The organism is Bacillus sp. DX4.1, from assembly GCF_030348195.1.
Classification (GTDB): domain Bacteria; phylum Bacillota; class Bacilli; order Bacillales; family Bacillaceae_G; genus Bacillus_A.
Window position 1 is genome coordinate 330,001 of sequence record NZ_JAUCFT010000008.1, and the last position, 18,874, is coordinate 348,874.

The window sequence follows — 18,874 nt, forward strand, 5'->3', positions numbered from 1 at the left end:
AGCTCCTTATGGAGCGAAGTCTTTGATTCCCCGCTGCCAAGAAAAGCTTCTAGCGAGATAAAAGGTGCCTGTACCGCAAACCGACACAGGTAGGCGAGGAGAGAATCCTAAGGTGTGCGAGAGAACTCTGGTTAAGGAACTCGGCAAAATGACCCCGTAACTTCGGGAGAAGGGGTGCTTTCTTAACGGAAAGCCGCAGTGAATAGGCCCAAGCGACTGTTTAGCAAAAACACAGGTCTCTGCGAAGCCGTAAGGCGAAGTATAGGGGCTGACACCTGCCCGGTGCTGGAAGGTTAAGGAGAGGGGTTAGCGCAAGCGAAGCTCTGAACTGAAGCCCCAGTAAACGGCGGCCGTAACTATAACGGTCCTAAGGTAGCGAAATTCCTTGTCGGGTAAGTTCCGACCCGCACGAAAGGTGTAACGATTTGGGCACTGTCTCAACCAGAGACTCGGTGAAATTATAGTACCTGTGAAGATGCAGGTTACCCGCGACAGGACGGAAAGACCCCGTGGAGCTTTACTGTAGCCTGATATTGAATTTTGGTACAGTTTGTACAGGATAGGCGGGAGCCATTGAAACCGGAGCGCTAGCTTCGGTGGAGGCGCTGGTGGGATACCGCCCTGACTGTATTGAAATTCTAACCTACGGGTCTCATCGACCCGGGAGACAGTGTCAGGTGGGCAGTTTGACTGGGGCGGTCGCCTCCTAAAGTGTAACGGAGGCGCCCAAAGGTTCCCTCAGAATGGTTGGAAATCATTCGTAGAGTGCAAAGGCATAAGGGAGCTTGACTGCGAGACCTACAAGTCGAGCAGGGACGAAAGTCGGGCTTAGTGATCCGGTGGTTCCGCATGGAAGGGCCATCGCTCAACGGATAAAAGCTACCCCGGGGATAACAGGCTTATCTCCCCCAAGAGTCCACATCGACGGGGAGGTTTGGCACCTCGATGTCGGCTCATCGCATCCTGGGGCTGTAGTCGGTCCCAAGGGTTGGGCTGTTCGCCCATTAAAGCGGTACGCGAGCTGGGTTCAGAACGTCGTGAGACAGTTCGGTCCCTATCCGTCGTGGGCGCAGGAAATTTGAGAGGAGCTGTCCTTAGTACGAGAGGACCGGGATGGACGCACCGCTGGTGTACCAGTTGTTCTGCCAAGGGCATAGCTGGGTAGCTATGTGCGGAAGGGATAAGTGCTGAAAGCATCTAAGCATGAAGCCCCCCTCAAGATGAGATTTCCCATAGCGTAAGCTAGTAAGATCCCTGAAAGATGATCAGGTTGATAGGTTCGAGGTGGAAGCATGGTGACATGTGGAGCTGACGAATACTAATAGATCGAGGACTTAACCATATAAATATGAAGCAATGTTATCTAGTTTTGAAGGAATATACCTTCATCAGTTTGGTGATGATGGCAGAGAGGTCACACCCGTTCCCATACCGAACACGGAAGTTAAGCTCTCTAGCGCCGATGGTAGTTGGGACCTTGTCCCTGTGAGAGTAGGACGTCGCCAAGCAAAAACCTAAGTCGATTCGACTTAGGTTTTTTTGTGTATTTATTTTTATCCCGCTATTCGCAAGCAGCAATACTCCTACCTCAAAGTTCGGTAGGAAGTAAAGAAGTTAGGTGGGGGATGAAGAAAATCTATTACAAGTAGAAATTTCAAACTTGTTCTTTTTTCATTTAAGCTGTTTGTGCTAAACGTGTAGTCTCCTCTTTGTCCCACTCTAATGGATAGAAAAACTCATATTATTTCATCTTCTAACACCTGTAATTGAATATGAAAAGTATTAAAGCAGTCTATTGTTGCCATATTATTAAATCAAACAGTTGTAACACTGATTCAAGATACAGAATGCATATGTTCTCGTATTTTCAGCTGAATTTACTATTTTACCTGCATATATTTTCACTTCTTCTTTTGAATATAACTAAAACACGAACGTTATAGATTAGTAATAAAAAAACATTCGATTATTTGTTGACATTGTTTATGAAATATTGTTAATATAACCATAGAAACAATATTATATCGCACCTCATATAATCGCGGGGATATGGCCTGCAAGTCTCTACCTAACGACCGTTATTCGTTAGACTATGAGGGAAAGTCACTCGGTATTTTTCTATTCTCATGGGATACGTATGCCTGAGTAGAGCGCTTTCTCTCATAGTAAAAGAGAAAATGTTCTATTTCAGGCTTTTTTTATTTGAATCGGGGGGATTCTAATATGAAATCACTAGTTGGAGTCATAATGGGAAGCACGTCAGACTGGGAAACAATGAAATATGCTTGTGACATCTTAGATGAATTACACATTCCGTATGAGAAGAAAGTTGTATCCGCTCATCGGACTCCGGATTATATGTTTGAATATGCAGAAACAGCTCGTGAACGTGGGTTAAAAGTTATTATTGCTGGAGCTGGAGGAGCCGCTCATTTACCAGGTATGGTTGCCGCTAAGACAAATCTTCCTGTAATCGGCGTTCCTGTTCAGTCAAAAGCGTTAAATGGTCTAGATTCGTTACTATCCATTGTTCAAATGCCAGGGGGAGTTCCAGTTGCAACTGTTGCGATCGGCAAGGCTGGGTCAACAAATGCAGGACTACTTGCAGCGCAAATACTTGGGTCGTTTCATGATGATATACATGATGCATTAGAACTGAGACGAGAAGCTATCGAAAAAAATGTGCGCGAAGGTAGTGAACTGCTATGACGAAAATCATTTTACCTGGAAGAACGATTGGTATTATTGGCGGTGGCCAACTTGGAAGAATGATGGCACTTGCAGCTAAGGAAATGGGTTATAAAATTGCTGTGTTAGATCCGATAAAACATTCACCATGTGCACAAGTTGCTGATATTGAAATTGTTGCATCGTATGATGATTTGAAAGCGATTCAGCATTTAGCAGAAATAAGCGACGTTGTGACATATGAATTTGAGAATATTGATTATAACTGCTTACAATGGCTCGAAAAGCATGCATATTTACCGCAGGGCAGTCAGTTATTGCACAAAACGCAAAATCGTTATACAGAAAAAAATGCGATTGTAAAAGCTGGTTTACCAGTAGCACCGTACAAACTCATTCAGAAGCAAGAGGAGCTGTTAGAAGCAATTGCTGAGCTTTCCTTCCCTTGTGTGTTGAAGACAACAACAGGAGGGTATGACGGAAAAGGGCAAGTTGTTTTAAGAAGTGAAGCTGATATTGTGAGAGCGGTGGAGCTGGTAAATCAAGCTGAATGTATTTTAGAAAAGTGGGTACCGTTTGAAAAAGAAATCTCTGTCATTGTGACACGCAGTGTAAGCGGTGAAACAAAAGTCTTTCCAGTAGCTGAAAATATTCACGTAAATAACATTTTGCATGAATCCATCGTACCAGCTCGCATTACAGAAGAGCTATCACAAAAAGGAAATGGGTATGCAAAAGTGCTCGCGGATGAACTTCAGCTTGTGGGAACACTAGCGGTAGAGATGTTTGCTACGGCAGATGGTGAGATTTATATTAATGAATTAGCACCGAGACCTCATAATTCTGGGCACTATACAATCGATGCATGTGAAACGAGTCAATTTGGGCAACACATTCGAGCAATCTGTAATTTACCTCTTGGAGAAACAATTTTGTTAAAACCAGTTGTCATGGTGAACATTTTAGGCGAACATATAGAAGGGGTCCTAAAGCAAGTGAATAGATTAACCGGGTGCTATTTACACTTGTATGGAAAAGAAGAAGCAAAGCCGCAACGTAAAATGGGGCATGTAAATATTTTAAATCAAGATATTCATGTTGCTTTAGAAAAGGCGCGAGCATTGCATATTTGGGACCATCAAGAACAACTGTTGGAGGGAAAAAGATGATTAATCGTTATACACGCCCTGAGATGGGTGCAATTTGGACGGAAGAAAATAAATTTAAAGCGTGGTTAGAAGTTGAGATTTTAGCTTGTGAAGCATGGGCTGAACTTGGTGATATTCCGAAAGAAGATGTGAAGAAGATTCGTGAACATGCATCATTTGATATGGATCGTATTTATGAAATTGAAAAAGAAACACGTCATGATGTAGTTGCTTTCACTCGTGCTGTATCTGAAACACCAGCATTAGGTGAAGAACGTAAATGGGTTCACTATGGCTTAACATCTACAGACGTAGTAGATACAGCGTTATCTTACATCTTAAAACAAGCAAATGAAATCTTATTACAAGACTTAGAAAACTTTACTAACATTTTAGCTAATAAAGCAAAAGAGCATAAATACACAATTATGATGGGAAGAACGCACGGTGTTCATGCTGAACCAACAACATTTGGTTTAAAACTTGGTCTTTGGTATGAAGAAATGAAACGTAACTTAGAGCGTTTTAAACAAGCAGCTGATACAGTTCGCGTTGGAAAACTTTCTGGTGCGGTTGGTACATATGCAAATATCAATCCATTTGTAGAAAAATATGTTTGCGAACAATTAGGCCTAGAAGCAGCACCGATTTCAACACAAACATTGCAACGTGATCGTCATGCACATTACATGTCAACACTTGCATTAATTGCAACATCTATCGAGAAAATGGCAGTTGAAATTCGCGGTTTACAAAAGAGTGAAACACGTGAAGTAGAAGAGTCCTTTGCGAAAGGGCAAAAAGGTTCTTCTGCAATGCCACATAAACGTAATCCAATCGGTTCTGAAAATATGACTGGTTTGGCACGTGTCATTCGTGGTTATATGATGACTGCTTACGAAAACGTTCCATTATGGCATGAGCGTGATATCTCGCATTCATCTGCAGAACGTATTATCTTACCAGATGCAACAATCGCATTAAACTACATGCTAAACCGTTTCGGTAATATCGTGAAAAACTTAACGGTATTCCCAGAAAATATGAAACGTAATATGCAAAGAACATATGGTTTAATTTACTCTCAACGTGTAATGCTTACACTAATCGATAAAGGTATGGTACGCGAAGAAGCATACGATATCGTACAACCTAAAGCGATGGAAGCTTGGGAGACACAAGTACAATTTAAAGAACTTATAGAAGCTGACGAGCGTATTACAAGTAAATTATCACAAGAAGAAATTAATGAATGTTTCAACTATGAGCATCACCTGCAACATGTTGATACAATCTTTGAACGTCTTGGTTTAAACTGATAATTTTATATGGCACAGAATAGAGTCATTCTGTGCCATTCTTTATAAATACATTATTCATATTTTTCAAACTACAGGGGGCTTGCGAAATGCAAAAGCTAGAATTGCTGTATGAAGGTAAGGCAAAAAGAATTTATCGTACAGAAGCAGCAGATATGGTTTGGGTAGAGTACAAAGATAGTGCTACTGCTTTCAATGGGGAGAAAAAAGCGACGATTACAGGAAAAGGTCGTCTGAACAATGAGATTACAACTCTCTTATTCAGAAAGTTACAAGAAGTAGGAATCAATACACACTTTGTTGAGAAGTTATCTGAAACAGAACAAATTGTGAAAAAGGTAAGCATTATTCCATTAGAAGTTGTCACTAGAAACGTAATTGCAGGAAGCCTTTCGAAACGATTAGGAATGGAAGAAGGCACTGCACTTGCAGTACCAATCGTAGAACTTTACTACAAAGATGATGATTTAGGAGATCCACTTGTAACAGAAGATCATATTCGCGTGTTAAACGTTGCAACGCCAGAGCAAGTAAGTACATTACGAGAAAAAGCTCTACAAATCAATCAAGTATTGATTGAGCATTTCGCAAGCTGTCGTGTAAGACTAGTAGATTTTAAATTAGAGTTTGGTGTAACAGAAGAAGGCGAAATATTATTGGCAGATGAAATTTCACCAGATACTTGCCGCTTATGGGATGAAGCGAGCAATGAGAAATTTGATAAAGATGTATTTAGACGTGATCTTGGTAATTTAACAGATGCGTACGAAGAAATTTTAAAACGTTTAGGGGGAGCTTCACATGTATAAAGTAAAGGTATATGTAACGTTAAGAGAGAGCGTATTAGATCCACAAGGAACTGCAGTAAAAGGGGCTCTTCATAGTCTTGCTTTTACAGAAGTACAAGATGTTCGCATCGGTAAATATATGGAGTTAACAATTGATAAATCAGTATCTGATCTGGATAGCAAGATAAAAGAAATGTGTGAGAAACTATTAGCGAACGTTGTAATGGAAGATTATCGTTACGAGGTTGAGGAGGTTGTCGCACAGTGAAATTTGCAGTAATCGTTTTTCCAGGTTCGAACTGTGATGTCGATATGTTTCATGCGATTAAAGATGAGCTGGGCGAAGAAGTAGATTACGTTTGGCATGATACAGAGAATTTAGATGAATATGATGCGATTCTTTTACCAGGAGGTTTCTCTTACGGAGATTACCTTCGCTGTGGTGCAATTTCTCGTTTCGCTAATGCGATGAAGGCTGTACAAAAAGCTGCTCAGCAAGGAAAACCAATTTTAGGTATATGTAATGGATTTCAAATTTTAGTAGAGTCTGGATTGCTGCCAGGTGCATTAATGCGTAATAAAAACTTGAAATTTATGTGCCGTACTGTTCAGCTACGTGTTGAAAATAATGAAACGATGTTTACATCACAATATGAAAAAGGTGCAGTAATCAACATTCCAATCGCACATGGCGAAGGAAACTACTACTGTGATGAAGCAACACTCAAAGAATTAGAAGAAAAGAATCAAATTGCATTCCGTTATGTAGAAAATCCAAACGGAAGCGTTTCAGATATTGCTGGTATTGTAAATGAAAAAGGAAACGTACTTGGCATGATGCCGCATCCAGAGCGTGCTGTCGATGAACTTCTTGGCGGTGCTGAAGGTTTAAAAGTCTTTCAATCTATTTTGAAACATTGGAGGGAAACATATGTCGTTACTGCTTGAACCAAATCCAACACAAATTAAAGAAGAACGCATTTATGCGGAAATGGGATTAACAGACGAAGAGTTTGCCATGGTTGAAAAGATTTTAGGCCGTTTGCCAAACTATACAGAGACAGGATTATTCTCTGTTATGTGGTCAGAGCACTGTAGTTACAAAAACTCAAAACCAGTTCTTAGTAAGTTTCCAACAACAGGAGAACATGTACTGCAAGGACCTGGTGAAGGTGCAGGAATTGTAGACATTGGTGATAACCAAGCGGTTGTATTTAAGATGGAAAGTCATAACCATCCTTCTGCGATTGAACCATATCAAGGTGCTGCAACAGGTGTTGGCGGTATCATTCGTGATGTATTTTCTATGGGTGCACGCCCAGTCGCTCTATTAAACTCACTTCGTTTTGGTGAATTACAATCACCACGCGTGAAATATTTATTTGAAGAAGTTGTAGCTGGAATTGCAGGATACGGTAACTGCATCGGGATTCCAACTGTTGGTGGAGAAATACAATTTGATCCATGTTATGAAGGGAATCCGCTTGTAAATGCAATGTGCGTTGGCTTAATTAACCATGAAGATATTAAAAAAGGGCAAGCGCATGGTGCTGGCAATACTGTTATGTACGTTGGTGCTGCAACAGGTCGTGACGGCATTCACGGTGCAACTTTCGCATCTGAAGAGCTGTCTGAGAACTCAGAAGCAAAACGTCCAGCAGTGCAAGTAGGAGATCCATTTATGGAAAAACTTCTAATTGAAGCTTGCTTAGAGCTCATTAAATCTGATGCGCTTGTTGGGATTCAAGATATGGGAGCTGCAGGCTTAACATCATCTGCTGCGGAAATGGCAAGTAAAGCAGGTATGGGTATTGAAATGTACTTAGATGATGTACCGCAGCGTGAAACAGGCATGACACCATATGAAATGATGCTATCTGAATCACAAGAGCGTATGTTAATTGTCGTGAAAAAAGGTAGAGAACAAGAGATTGTAGATTTATTTGAAAAGTACGGTCTTGCAGCAGTTACGATGGGGAAAGTAACGGAAGATAAAATGCTTCGTTTATTCCATAAAGGTGAAATGGTTGCTGAAGCGCCAGCAGATGCGTTAGCAGAAGAAGCGCCAATCTACCATAAACCTTCAAAAGAAGCTGCATACTTTGCAGAGTTCCAACAAATGAAGATGGAAACACCAAAAGTGGATGATTATAAAGAAACATTGCTCGCTTTATTACAACAACCAACGATTGCAAGTAAAGAGTGGGTATATGATCAATATGATCACCAAGTACGCACAAGCACAGTTGTCAAACCAGGATCGGATGCAGCGGTTGTACGTGTACGTGGCACAGAAAAAGCATTAGCAATGACAACAGATTGTAACTCTCGCTATATTTACTTAGACCCTGAAATGGGCGGGAAAATTGCGGTAGCAGAAGCAGCACGTAACATCGTATGTTCTGGCGGAGAACCACTTGCGATCACAGATTGCTTAAACTTTGGAAATCCAGAAAAACCAGAGATTTTCTGGCAAATTGAAAAATCAGTGGATGGTATGAGTGAAGCATGCCGTAAATTACAAACTCCGGTTATTGGTGGAAACGTATCAATGTACAACGAACGCAGCGGCGAAGCTGTATATCCAACGCCAACTGTTGGTATGGTCGGTCTAGTTCATGATTTAAAACATGTTACAACACAAGAGTTTAAGCAAGCTGGAGATCTTGTTTATGTAATTGGCGAAACGAAGGCAGAATTTGGCGGAAGTGAATTGCAAAAAATGCTACATGGTAAAATTTTCGGTCAATCACCAAGTATTGATTTAGAAGTAGAATTAAAACGCCAAAAACAAGTGTTAGCAGCGATCCAGGCAGGGCTTGTTCAATCAGCACATGATGTTGCAGAAGGTGGCTTAGCGGTTGCGATTGCTGAAAGTGCAATGGGTGCAAAAGGCTTAGGCGCTACTGTGAAGTTAGATGGAGAAGCAACAGCAGTATTATTTGCAGAATCACAATCTCGCTTCGTTGTAACGGTAAAACGTGAACAAAAAGAAGCATTCGAGAACATGGTAGAAGCACTTCAAGTTGGGGAAGTAACAAATACGAATGAAGTAACAATTTTAGGTGAAGAAAGTGAAGTATTACTTACAGCAAATGTTGATGAAATGAGAACGGCTTGGAAAGGGGCAATTCCATGCTTGCTGAAATAAAGGGGCTAAATGAAGAATGTGGCGTTTTCGGAATTTGGGGGCATGAAAATGCAGCACAAGTTACGTATTACGGATTGCACAGTTTACAGCACCGTGGTCAAGAGGGCGCAGGCATTGTTGTAAATAATGGGGAGAAAATCGTTGGTCATAAGGGGCTTGGTTTAGTATCTGAAGTGTTTTCACGCGGTGAGTTAGATGGTTTAAATGGAAAATCAGCTATTGGGCACGTGCGTTATGCAACAGCAGGCGGAAATGAAGTTGCAAATGTTCAGCCACTTTTATTCCGATTTTCTGATCATAGTATGGCACTTGCACATAACGGTAACTTGATTAACGCGAAAATGCTTCGCCGTGAATTAGAAGCGGAAGGCAGTATTTTTCAAACAAGTTCAGATACAGAAGTATTGCTTCATTTAATTAAACGTAATACAAAAGGCTCACTTATCGAAAGTGTGAAAGACGCATTAAATAAAGTAAAAGGTGCATTTGCCTATTTGTTACTAACAGGAAACGAAATGATTGTTGCATTAGATCCAAACGGATTCCGTCCTCTTTCAATCGGAAAAATGGGGGATGCATATGTCGTAGCATCTGAAACATGTGCTTTCGATGTAGTTGGTGCAACCTATATTCGTGATGTAGAGCCTGGAGAATTACTTATCATTAATGATGAGGGTATCCAGGTAGATCGTTTTACAAATGAAGTAGATCACGCAATTTGTAGCATGGAGTACATTTACTTTGCTCGTCCTGATTCTAATATTGCTGGTATAAATGTCCATGCAGCACGTAAAAATATGGGGAAAACTTTAGCGAAAGAAGCTCCAATTGAAGCGGATGTTGTAACAGGTGTACCGGATTCTAGTATTTCCGCGGCAATCGGTTATGCAGAAGCAACAGGAATTCCATATGAATTAGGACTTATTAAAAATCGTTACGTCGGACGTACCTTTATTCAACCTTCTCAGGAATTGCGTGAGCAAGGGGTAAAAATGAAGCTCTCAGCAGTACGAGGTGTTGTAGAGGGAAAACGTGTAGTGATGATCGATGATTCCATTGTACGTGGTACAACAAGTAGACGAATTGTTCGTTTACTTCGAGAAGCGGGAGCGACGGAAGTACATGTACGAATTGCTTCACCACCACTTAAATATCCATGTTTTTATGGAATTGATATTCAAACGAGAAAAGAATTAATTGCAGCAAACAATTCGGTGGAAGAAATACGTCAAATCATCGGCGCAGATTCCTTAACGTTTTTAAGTGAAGATGGCTTAGTAGAAGCAATTGGACGTCCATATGAAGGAAAATACGGCGGTCTATGTATGGCTTACTTTAATGGAGATTATCCAACGGCTCTTTATGATTATGAACAAGAGCTTTTAGAGAGTATGAAATAAGAAAGCATAAAGGCTTCTACCACACGCTGTGTAGAAGCTAGCTTTTTTCTTAAAACATACAGTGCTGATAATGAGAGATAGTATGGGGTCTTACTGCCCGCTTGGGTGGGAGAAATTAAAAGACGAGGTGTATATAAACGATGGCGAATGCATATAAGCAAGCAGGAGTAGATATTGAAGCTGGATATGAAGCGGTATCTCGCATGAAAAAACACGTGCAAACAACAATGAGAAAAGAAGTACTAGGCGGTCTAGGCGGTTTTGGAGGTATGTTTGATCTATCAAAATTTGCACTTGAAGAGCCGGTATTAGTATCTGGAACAGATGGCGTGGGAACAAAATTGATGCTCGCTTTTATGATGGATCAACATGACACAATTGGTATTGATGCAGTTGCAATGTGTGTGAATGATATTGTTGTCCAAGGAGCAGAACCGCTTTTCTTCCTTGACTATATTGCTTGTGGTAAAGCAGAACCTAGTAAAATTGAAAACATCGTCAAAGGAATATCAGAAGGATGTCGTCAAGCTGGCTGTGCACTAATTGGTGGGGAAACAGCAGAGATGCCAGGCATGTATTCACAAGAAGAATATGATTTAGCTGGTTTTACAGTTGGTATTGTCGATAAAAAGAAGATTGTTACAGGTGGATCTATTGAAGCGGGTCATGTATTAATCGGATTAGCATCTAGCGGTATTCATAGTAATGGTTATTCTCTAGTACGAAAAGTGTTGTTAGAAGATGGACAGCTTTCTTTAGATCGTATACATGGTCGTTTGGAGCTACCTCTTGGTGAAGAGTTATTAAAACCAACGAAAATTTATGTCAAACCTATTTTAGAACTATTGAAGAAATTTGAAGTGTACGGCATGGCACATATTACTGGCGGCGGTTTTATTGAAAATATTCCACGCATGTTGCCAGAAGGAATTGGAGCAGAGATTGAGCTAGGGTCTTGGGAAATTAAGCCGATTTTCAGCTTACTTCAAGAGGTTGGACAGCTAGAAGAACAAGAAATGTTCAATATTTTTAACATGGGTATTGGTATGGTAGTAGCAGTGAAGGAAGAAGATGCACAATCTGCGATTAAACTTCTAGAAGAACAAGGAGAAAAAGCGCATATCATCGGGAAAACTGTACAAGGATCAGGTGTTACATTTCATGGAGGAGCTGGACTATGAGTAGATTGGCAGTCTTTGCTTCTGGAAGTGGGTCTAACTTTCAAGCGCTGATTAATGCAGTGGAAGAAAAAAGACTAGATGCTGATATCAGTTTACTAGTATGTGATCAGCCTGAGGCACGTGTTGTTGGACGAGCACATTATCATCATGTTCCTTGCTTTGCTTTCTCACCGAAAAAATATGAGTCAAAAGAAGTATTTGAACAAGAGATATTAAAGAAATTACAAGAATATGAGATTGATTGTATCATTTTAGCTGGTTATATGCGTCTAATTGGTCCGACTTTACTGAAGGCATACGGTGGAAAAATCATCAACATTCATCCGTCATTATTACCGAGTTTTCCAGGGAAAGATGCTATTGGTCAAGCGCTAGAAGCAGGTGTAAAAGTAACGGGAGTGACCATTCATTACGTGGATGCAGGCATGGATACAGGTCCAATTATTGCACAAGAAGCAGTAGCTGTTTCTAAAATGGATACAAGAGAGAGTTTACAAAAGAAAATTCAAAGCGTTGAACATAGATTGTACGTAGATACGGTGAACAAAATCGTTCAATCTATGGAAAATCCGACTGTTAAATAACATTCAACTAGGGGTGAAGGATAAATGAAAAAGCGTGCATTAGTAAGTGTTTCAAATAAAGCTGGAGTTGTAGAGTTTGTAAAAGGGTTACTTGAGCAAGGAATTGAAGTTATTTCAACAGGCGGAACGAAAAAATTATTAGAAGAAAACGGCTTACAGGTGATTGGTATTTCTGAAGTAACAGGTTTCCCGGAAATTATGGATGGTCGTGTAAAAACATTACATCCAAACATTCATGGTGGCTTGCTTGCAGTACGTGATAATGACACGCATGTAGCTCAAATGAACGAACTAGGTATTCAGCCAATTGATTTTGTTGTTGTAAACTTATATCCATTTAAAGAAACAATTGCAAAGCCAGACGTGACGTTTGCAGATGCAATTGAAAATATTGATATCGGCGGCCCAACAATGATCCGTTCTGCTGCAAAAAACCATAAGTTCGTATCAGTTATTGTTGATCCAGTAGACTATGATGTTGTATTAGCTGAGCTAAAAGAACATGGTGAAGTTGCAGTTGAAACAAAACGTAAATTAGCAGCAAAAGTATTCCGTCATACAGCAGCATATGATGCATTAATCTCAAATTACTTAACAGAACAAATGGGAGAAGAAAGCCCAGAAACACTGACGGTTACATTTGAGAAAAAACAAGATTTACGTTACGGAGAAAATCCACATCAAAAAGCAACATTTTATAAAGCGCCGTTTGCAGTAACTTCTTCTGTTGCATATGCAGAACAATTACATGGAAAAGAGTTATCTTACAATAATATTAACGATGCAGATGCAGCGCTTAGTATTGTCAAAGAATTTACAGAAGCAGCAGTTGTAGCAGTAAAACATATGAATCCATGCGGCGTTGGTGTGGGTGCTGATATTCATGAAGCATATACACGTGCTTATGAAGCAGATCCAGTATCAATCTTTGGCGGTATCATTGCGGCCAATCGTGAAATTGATAAAGCAACAGCAGAAAAGCTACATGAAATTTTCTTAGAAATCATCATTGCACCTTCCTTCTCAAAAGAAGCGTTAGAAGTGTTGCAAAGTAAGAAAAACTTACGTCTTTTAACTGTAAATATTGAAAAAGCAGTATCAGCAAGTAAAAAGTTAACTTCTGTACAAGGTGGTCTCCTTGTTCAAGAAGAAGATACATTATCATTAGATGAAGATACAATTACGATTCCAACAAAACGTGAACCAACAGAGCAAGAATGGAACGATTTAAAATTAGCTTGGAAAGTTGTAAAACACGTGAAATCGAACGCAATTGTACTAACGAAAGATAATATGACAGTTGGTGTTGGTGCAGGGCAAATGAACCGTGTGGGCTCTGCGAAAATTGCAATTACACAAGCTGGCGACAAAGCGCAAGGAAGTGCACTTGCATCTGATGCATTTTTCCCAATGCCAGATACGGTGGAAGAAGCAGCAAAAGCAGGTGTAACAGTTATTATTCAGCCAGGTGGATCGATTCGCGACGAAGATTCTATTAAAAAAGCAGACGAGTTTGGCATTGCTATGGTGTTCACTGGCGTACGTCATTTCAAACATTAATAGAGGAAGTTTAAAAAGTCCGGTCAAGATAACCTTCGCATTTCTTCGTTGCATTGCCAGTCCGGTACTCATGTAGTGCCAGCTACACTCCGTGTCCTCCTGGCTGCAGCGCCTCGAACTGTTCGGTTCTCTTGATCCTCCTTTTTGAACACGAACTAGAGGAAGTTCAAAAAGTCCGGTAAAGATAGCTGTCGCACTTCTTCGTTACGTTGCCAGTCCGGTACTCATGTAGTTCCAGCTACACTCCGTATCCTCCTGGCTTCTGCGCCTTGAACTGCTCGGCTCTCTTGATCCTCCTTTTTGAACACGAACTAATAGAAACAAAATAGGAGCCTTGCTCCTATTTTGTACTTACTTGAATAATGGAGGTTGAAATATGAATGTTTTAGTAATCGGCCGCGGTGGACGTGAGCATGCGTTAGCATGGAAGTTTGCACAATCAGAGCAAGTAGAAACAGTATATGTAGCGCCAGGAAATGAAGGAATGAAAGATGTCGCAACACCTGTTGCGATTGATGAAAATGATTTTGATGCACTTGTTGCATTCGCGAAAGAAAATCATATTGGCTTAACGTTTGTCGGTCCGGAAATTCCGCTTATGAATGGGATTGTTGATCGTTTTGAAGATGAGGGGCTTCGGGTGTTTGGTCCTAATAAAGCGGCAGCTGTGATTGAAGGAAGTAAAGCTTTTACGAAAGAGCTTATGGAAAAGTATGAGATTCCAACAGCAGCATATGAGACGTTCACAAACTATGAAGAAGCAGTAGCATATATTGAAAAAGTTGGTGCGCCAATTGTCATTAAAGCGGACGGATTAGCAGCTGGTAAAGGTGTAACGGTTGCGATGACATTAGAAGAGGCACTGCAAGCTGTAAAAGAAATGCTGCAAGATGTGAAGTTTGGCGACGCGAGTAAAAAAGTTGTCATTGAGGAATTTTTAGATGGACAAGAATTTTCTCTTATGGCATTCGTGAATGGAACAACTGTATATCCGATGGTGATTGCGCAAGATCATAAACGTGCTTTTGACGGTGATAAAGGTCCAAATACAGGTGGAATGGGTGCTTATTCTCCAGTGCCACAAATCCCAGGGGCGGCAGTGAAGCAAGCGATTGAAACAATTCTATATCCGACTGCTGAGGCAATGATACAAGAAGGACGCTTGTTCACAGGTATTTTATATGCAGGTCTTATTTTAACAAACGAAGGACCGAAAGTGATTGAGTTTAATGCTCGTTTTGGTGATCCAGAAACAGAAGTGGTACTACCTCGCCTAGAGAGTGACTTAGTAGACGTATGTAACGGTGTGTTAGATGGAGAGGAACTAACACTTGAGTGGTCTGAGGAAGCAGTGATTGGCGTTGTACTGGCTTCAAAGGGATATCCAGAAGCATATGAAAAAGGTGCTGTCATTCGCGGGCTAGATACATTAGAAGATGCAATTGTCTTTCATGCAGGTACAGCTGTGAAAGAGGGAGAGTTTGTTACAAACGGCGGCCGCGTCTTATTTGTTGCTTGCAAAGCGAAAGACTTACAAGAAGCGAAAGCTATAGTGTATAAAGAAATTACAAAAATCGAGAGTGATGGTTTATTTTATCGAAGTGATATTGGATATCGGGCGATTGCAAAAGTGGATTGTTAAGAGCTAACATACTTTATGTTAGCTTTTTTTGATTTCGCTATTTGGGATATATATAAATACAAATTAAAAAATCGACATAAAACCCTTCTTTTTAGGTGAGAGAGAGCATCCGGCCATGCATAGAAGCGGTCAGATCCTTTTCCTGCCCTATGCATGCCAAGTGAAAACAAAGAGAGAAAACAAGTGCAGGTCACCTTTTGTTATCCATAGCCGCGGCTTATATGTCGAAAAATCAAAATGGATTTATATAGTATACATTTTTGATTTTCACACAAGAAATAATTTCTCCTCATACTGGTGGGAATGTTGTAATTGGAGTAACTCCTAGTTGTATAAAGATTGTTTCAGTATTATGGACTTTATCGAAACCACTGTCCTCTAAATAGAGTTGAACTACTTTTCACTTAAATTTGCTACTATAACTCTTATAGATTTTCTTCATAAAAATATCCCTTTTAAGTAAACAGCATGGCTCTTTCTTTGAGCTGTCTACTTAAAAGGGAGGCAGTAATACCCCCACTGATAAAAGTTTCACTTTATATTTTCAAAAAATGTTTACGCCAAAACCAAAAGAATGATTAGCAGTCTTGAAACTCTAAAAATTCTTTTGTTTAAATGGGGGCTATTCCTGTTGAGTCTCTAACAATAAGTTTAGTAGATAGTAAAATTTCCTGAAAAGGCTCATCACGATGATTAAAACGCCAGAAAAGCTGTTCGACAGCTTTTTTTCCGTATAACTCTAAGTCAATATCTACGGTCGTGATTTTGGGATTGGCCATACGGGATAATAAACCATTATCAAAACTACAAATAGATGCTTGAGATGGGATTTTGATTCCTTTTCTTTGTAAACAAGAATTTACAAAAAATCCAAGTCCATCATTCACACAAAACCATGCAGTTGGTAACGAAGGTAAATTCGTTAGCTGTTCCCAAATTACTTCTTCAGATTCCTTTATATCCGTCAATAGGAACGCTGGATTAACTTCTATATTAGAATGGCTCAAAGCAAGAAGATATCCATCAAGTCGCTCTCTATAGCTTGGAGAATAGTTAATATTTCCTACGAAAGCTATATTTTTATGTCCTTGCTCTATTAAGTGGTGGACTGCTGTGTACGCTCCGAACCGGTTATTCGTTAATATAGCATCAGCATTAATAAAAGGATGGTGATGATCAATAAGTACAGTTGGAATATCCTGCTGGGTGACCTTTTGAATATAAGCTGTACTTAAATGAGAAAGAATGAGTACTCCATCAACGGATCTGTCTTCAATAAAACTTGGAAGCTCTAAATTATTAATGGCTTCTTTAGTTATAGGTTGTATAAAAAGATTTAGGTCACGCTTCCGCGCTTCTTTTTCTATACTCAAATAAATTTCCCCAAAAAAACTTTTAGCAGAGAACGTAAAATCAGAAGCAATGAGCGCTATATCCTTTTTCTGTTTTTCTGTTTTCAATACTTTTTTACTTTTAGGATATTTATATCCTAATTCTTCAGCTATTTGTTGAACACGTTTTCTCGTTTCTTCGCTTACACCAGGTTTTCCGGTCAATGCTTGCGAGACTGAGTTTTTAGATATGTTCAAATGATTAGCTATTTCTTGCATTGTTACTTTTCTAGTCATAGTATCACCTTTCAGTTTAATGGAAAATATTTTAAATTGTATTACCAAAAAGGTAACGTTTTTGATAATATAAATCAACTATTGACTTAAAACGCTTTCAATAGTATAAATATATTGTAACGTGACTCTTATAATTATAAAACATTTATTTTCAAGAAGTAACGTTACAAAATATTTATGTAATGTTACTTAGGCTGAGATTTTGTAGAATAATAGTTGAATGAGGTGAATGCAAATTTTTTTGCTGATACTAAAAATAAGGAGGGGACGAAGGGATAGTCGCTTTATTTATTAAGATAATTATAGGAAACGTTTTCATATTGGGGTAAGAGGATTGGAGAGAACATCGATCATCTTACACATAAATGTGGAAATTATCTTTTGTAATTTTTAGTAGTTACATATTTTTAACAAATGATATTAGTATCATTGTCAATAAAGTAGAGTGTAATGCTATAAGAGGAGGAGAATTTTGATGAAGAAAAAGCTTTTATCCAAGATAACTGTTCTTGTGGGAGTAAGTGTATTAACACTGGGAGGAATTGCTGGATGTTCAAGTAATAAAGCGGACACAGCAAAGAAAAATGGTCCAGTGGAGTTGAAAATTGCTACATGGGCAAATGAACGTGAAGCAAAGGAATTCGATGAAATTATTAATAAATTAAATGCTAAGCAACATGATTATAAGCTTAAACAGATGGTCATTCCAAAAGATTACTATGCTAAAGTTCAAACAATGATAGCTGGGAAACAAGCACCAGATTTGATGTGGTTAGCTCAGGAATATGTTCCAGCTTACGCTTCAAACAATGCACTTGTAGATATTTCAAGTCAACTTAAATCTCAGAAACAAATTAATATGGATGATTACTTTTCCGGTTCTTTAGATGCTGCCAAGTATGAAGGTAAAACATATGGATTGCCTTGGATTGGACAAACATATGTAGTTTATTATAATAAATCAATGTTTAAGGAATCAGGAATTCAGGATCCGAGCTTAACTTGGAATTGGAATGATTTTCATAATACAGCTAAAACGCTAACGAAAGACGACAAATATGGATTTGCTACAGCAGGAAGTCCACCACTTTCTGTATTTGCCTGGGGTGAAGGTGGAGACATTATTAATAAAAAAGGAAAAGTAGTGTTAGATTCACCAGAAACAATTAAAGGGCTAGAAGTAGGTAAAGACATAATTACTGATAAAAGTGCAACGATGCCATATGAAGATGTTAAATCTATGGGAACCGAACAAGCATTTGTCAATGGAACAGTTGGAATGATAATTGGTGGAGCAAACGATGATGTTGAGCGAAAAGTAAAAGAGGCGGGAAATAAATTTGAAGTAGGGATGGCGGTAATGCCAAGTGGTTCAAAAGAGCAAGTCACTTTTAACTGGACAGCTTCAACGGTGATTTCTTCCCAAACAAAAAATAAAGAAGCATCATTCAAAGCATTAGTTGATGTAACAAATGAAATGACGGAATGGAAAGTTCCAACACCATTAAAATCAAAATTACAAAATATTGCAGAAATTAATCCGTATAAAGCGTATGCATTAGAGGTTATTCAAAAATCTACTGAAATATCGCGTGGATTTAATAATACTGTACAACAAAATGAAATTGCGGCTACTGAAGGACAAGGATTAGATGAGGTTATTCTTTCTAACAATAATGGTAAAGGGAACGTGAATGTAAGTAATTTAGCAAAAGATGTTGCGAAAAAGTTGAGAAAAATAACAGAATAAAATAATCGAATTACTAATGTTTGTGAAGTCCTGGT

Annotated in this window: 14 protein-coding genes, 2 rRNA genes and 1 riboswitch (1 of these 17 cut by a window edge); of the genes, 15 read left to right on the forward strand and 1 reads right to left on the reverse strand. The window is 39.3% G+C overall.

Annotated features, from left to right (window positions below; translation table 11 throughout):
• From QUF99_RS05115 to purD, 14 genes are all read left to right on the forward strand, one after another.
• Positions 1-1,342 (forward strand): 23S ribosomal RNA (locus QUF99_RS05115); it begins 1,580 nt to the left of the window's first position.
• Positions 1,343-1,392: 50 nt separating this feature from the next.
• Positions 1,393-1,508: ribosomal RNA gene (gene rrf / locus QUF99_RS05120) — 5S ribosomal RNA — on the forward strand.
• Positions 1,509-2,011: 503 nt separating this feature from the next.
• A riboswitch (purine riboswitch) is annotated at positions 2,012-2,113 on the forward strand.
• Between the two features lie 110 nt (positions 2,114-2,223).
• Positions 2,224-2,709, forward strand: a complete 486-nt coding sequence (purE, locus tag QUF99_RS05125) for a 5-(carboxyamino)imidazole ribonucleotide mutase (protein WP_286123259.1) — start codon at positions 2,224-2,226, stop codon at positions 2,707-2,709.
• Positions 2,706-3,857: a 5-(carboxyamino)imidazole ribonucleotide synthase gene (purK, locus tag QUF99_RS05130; RefSeq protein WP_289368885.1), complete on the forward strand. Its 1,152-nt coding sequence runs from the start codon at positions 2,706-2,708 to the stop codon at positions 3,855-3,857. The genes purE and purK overlap by 4 nt, the downstream gene beginning before the upstream one ends.
• Entirely contained in the window at positions 3,854-5,155 is a 1,302-nt protein-coding gene (purB, locus tag QUF99_RS05135; RefSeq protein ID WP_289368886.1) for an adenylosuccinate lyase, read from the forward strand. The genes purK and purB overlap by 4 nt, the downstream gene beginning before the upstream one ends.
• Before the next feature lie 89 nt (positions 5,156-5,244).
• Complete coding sequence (purC, locus tag QUF99_RS05140) at positions 5,245-5,964, forward strand: phosphoribosylaminoimidazolesuccinocarboxamide synthase (RefSeq protein WP_289368887.1); 720 nt, start codon at positions 5,245-5,247, stop codon at positions 5,962-5,964.
• On the forward strand, positions 5,957-6,211 hold the full coding sequence (purS, locus tag QUF99_RS05145; RefSeq protein ID WP_286123263.1) for a phosphoribosylformylglycinamidine synthase subunit PurS: 255 nt from the start codon (positions 5,957-5,959) through the stop codon (positions 6,209-6,211). The genes purC and purS overlap by 8 nt, the downstream gene beginning before the upstream one ends.
• On the forward strand, positions 6,208-6,891 hold the full coding sequence (gene purQ / locus QUF99_RS05150; RefSeq protein WP_286123264.1) for a phosphoribosylformylglycinamidine synthase subunit PurQ: 684 nt from the start codon (positions 6,208-6,210) through the stop codon (positions 6,889-6,891). The genes purS and purQ overlap by 4 nt, the downstream gene beginning before the upstream one ends.
• Entirely contained in the window at positions 6,875-9,094 is a 2,220-nt protein-coding gene (purL, locus tag QUF99_RS05155) for a phosphoribosylformylglycinamidine synthase II (protein WP_289368888.1), read from the forward strand. The genes purQ and purL overlap by 17 nt, the downstream gene beginning before the upstream one ends.
• Positions 9,079-10,494, forward strand: a complete 1,416-nt coding sequence (gene purF / locus QUF99_RS05160) for an amidophosphoribosyltransferase (protein ID WP_289368889.1) — start codon at positions 9,079-9,081, stop codon at positions 10,492-10,494. Before purL ends, purF begins: the two co-directional genes overlap by 16 nt.
• 140 nt (positions 10,495-10,634) lie before the next feature.
• Positions 10,635-11,675, forward strand: coding sequence for a phosphoribosylformylglycinamidine cyclo-ligase (purM, locus tag QUF99_RS05165; protein WP_289368890.1), 1,041 nt, complete (start codon positions 10,635-10,637; stop codon positions 11,673-11,675).
• Positions 11,672-12,259: a phosphoribosylglycinamide formyltransferase gene (gene purN / locus QUF99_RS05170; RefSeq protein WP_289368891.1), complete on the forward strand. Its 588-nt coding sequence runs from the start codon at positions 11,672-11,674 to the stop codon at positions 12,257-12,259. The genes purM and purN overlap by 4 nt, the downstream gene beginning before the upstream one ends.
• Positions 12,260-12,283: 24 nt before the next feature.
• Positions 12,284-13,819 carry a bifunctional phosphoribosylaminoimidazolecarboxamide formyltransferase/IMP cyclohydrolase gene (purH, locus tag QUF99_RS05175; protein ID WP_289368892.1) on the forward strand — a complete coding sequence of 512 codons (1,536 nt, stop codon included), beginning with the start codon at positions 12,284-12,286 and terminating at the stop codon, positions 13,817-13,819.
• A 376-nt stretch (positions 13,820-14,195) separates the two neighbouring features.
• Positions 14,196-15,461 carry a phosphoribosylamine--glycine ligase gene (gene purD, locus QUF99_RS05180; protein WP_289368893.1) on the forward strand — a complete coding sequence of 422 codons (1,266 nt, stop codon included), beginning with the start codon at positions 14,196-14,198 and terminating at the stop codon, positions 15,459-15,461.
• A 611-nt stretch (positions 15,462-16,072) separates the two neighbouring features.
• On the opposite strand, the gene QUF99_RS05185 is transcribed toward purD, so the two are convergent.
• Positions 16,073-17,089 (reverse strand): LacI family DNA-binding transcriptional regulator, encoded by a 1,017-nt coding sequence (locus tag QUF99_RS05185; RefSeq protein WP_289368894.1) that lies wholly within the window; start codon positions 17,087-17,089, stop codon positions 16,073-16,075.
• Between the two features lie 475 nt (positions 17,090-17,564).
• Between QUF99_RS05185 and QUF99_RS05190 the strand changes: the two genes are divergently transcribed.
• Positions 17,565-18,839 (forward strand): ABC transporter substrate-binding protein, encoded by a 1,275-nt coding sequence (locus tag QUF99_RS05190; RefSeq protein ID WP_289368895.1) that lies wholly within the window; start codon positions 17,565-17,567, stop codon positions 18,837-18,839.
• Positions 18,840-18,874 lie beyond the last annotated feature (35 nt).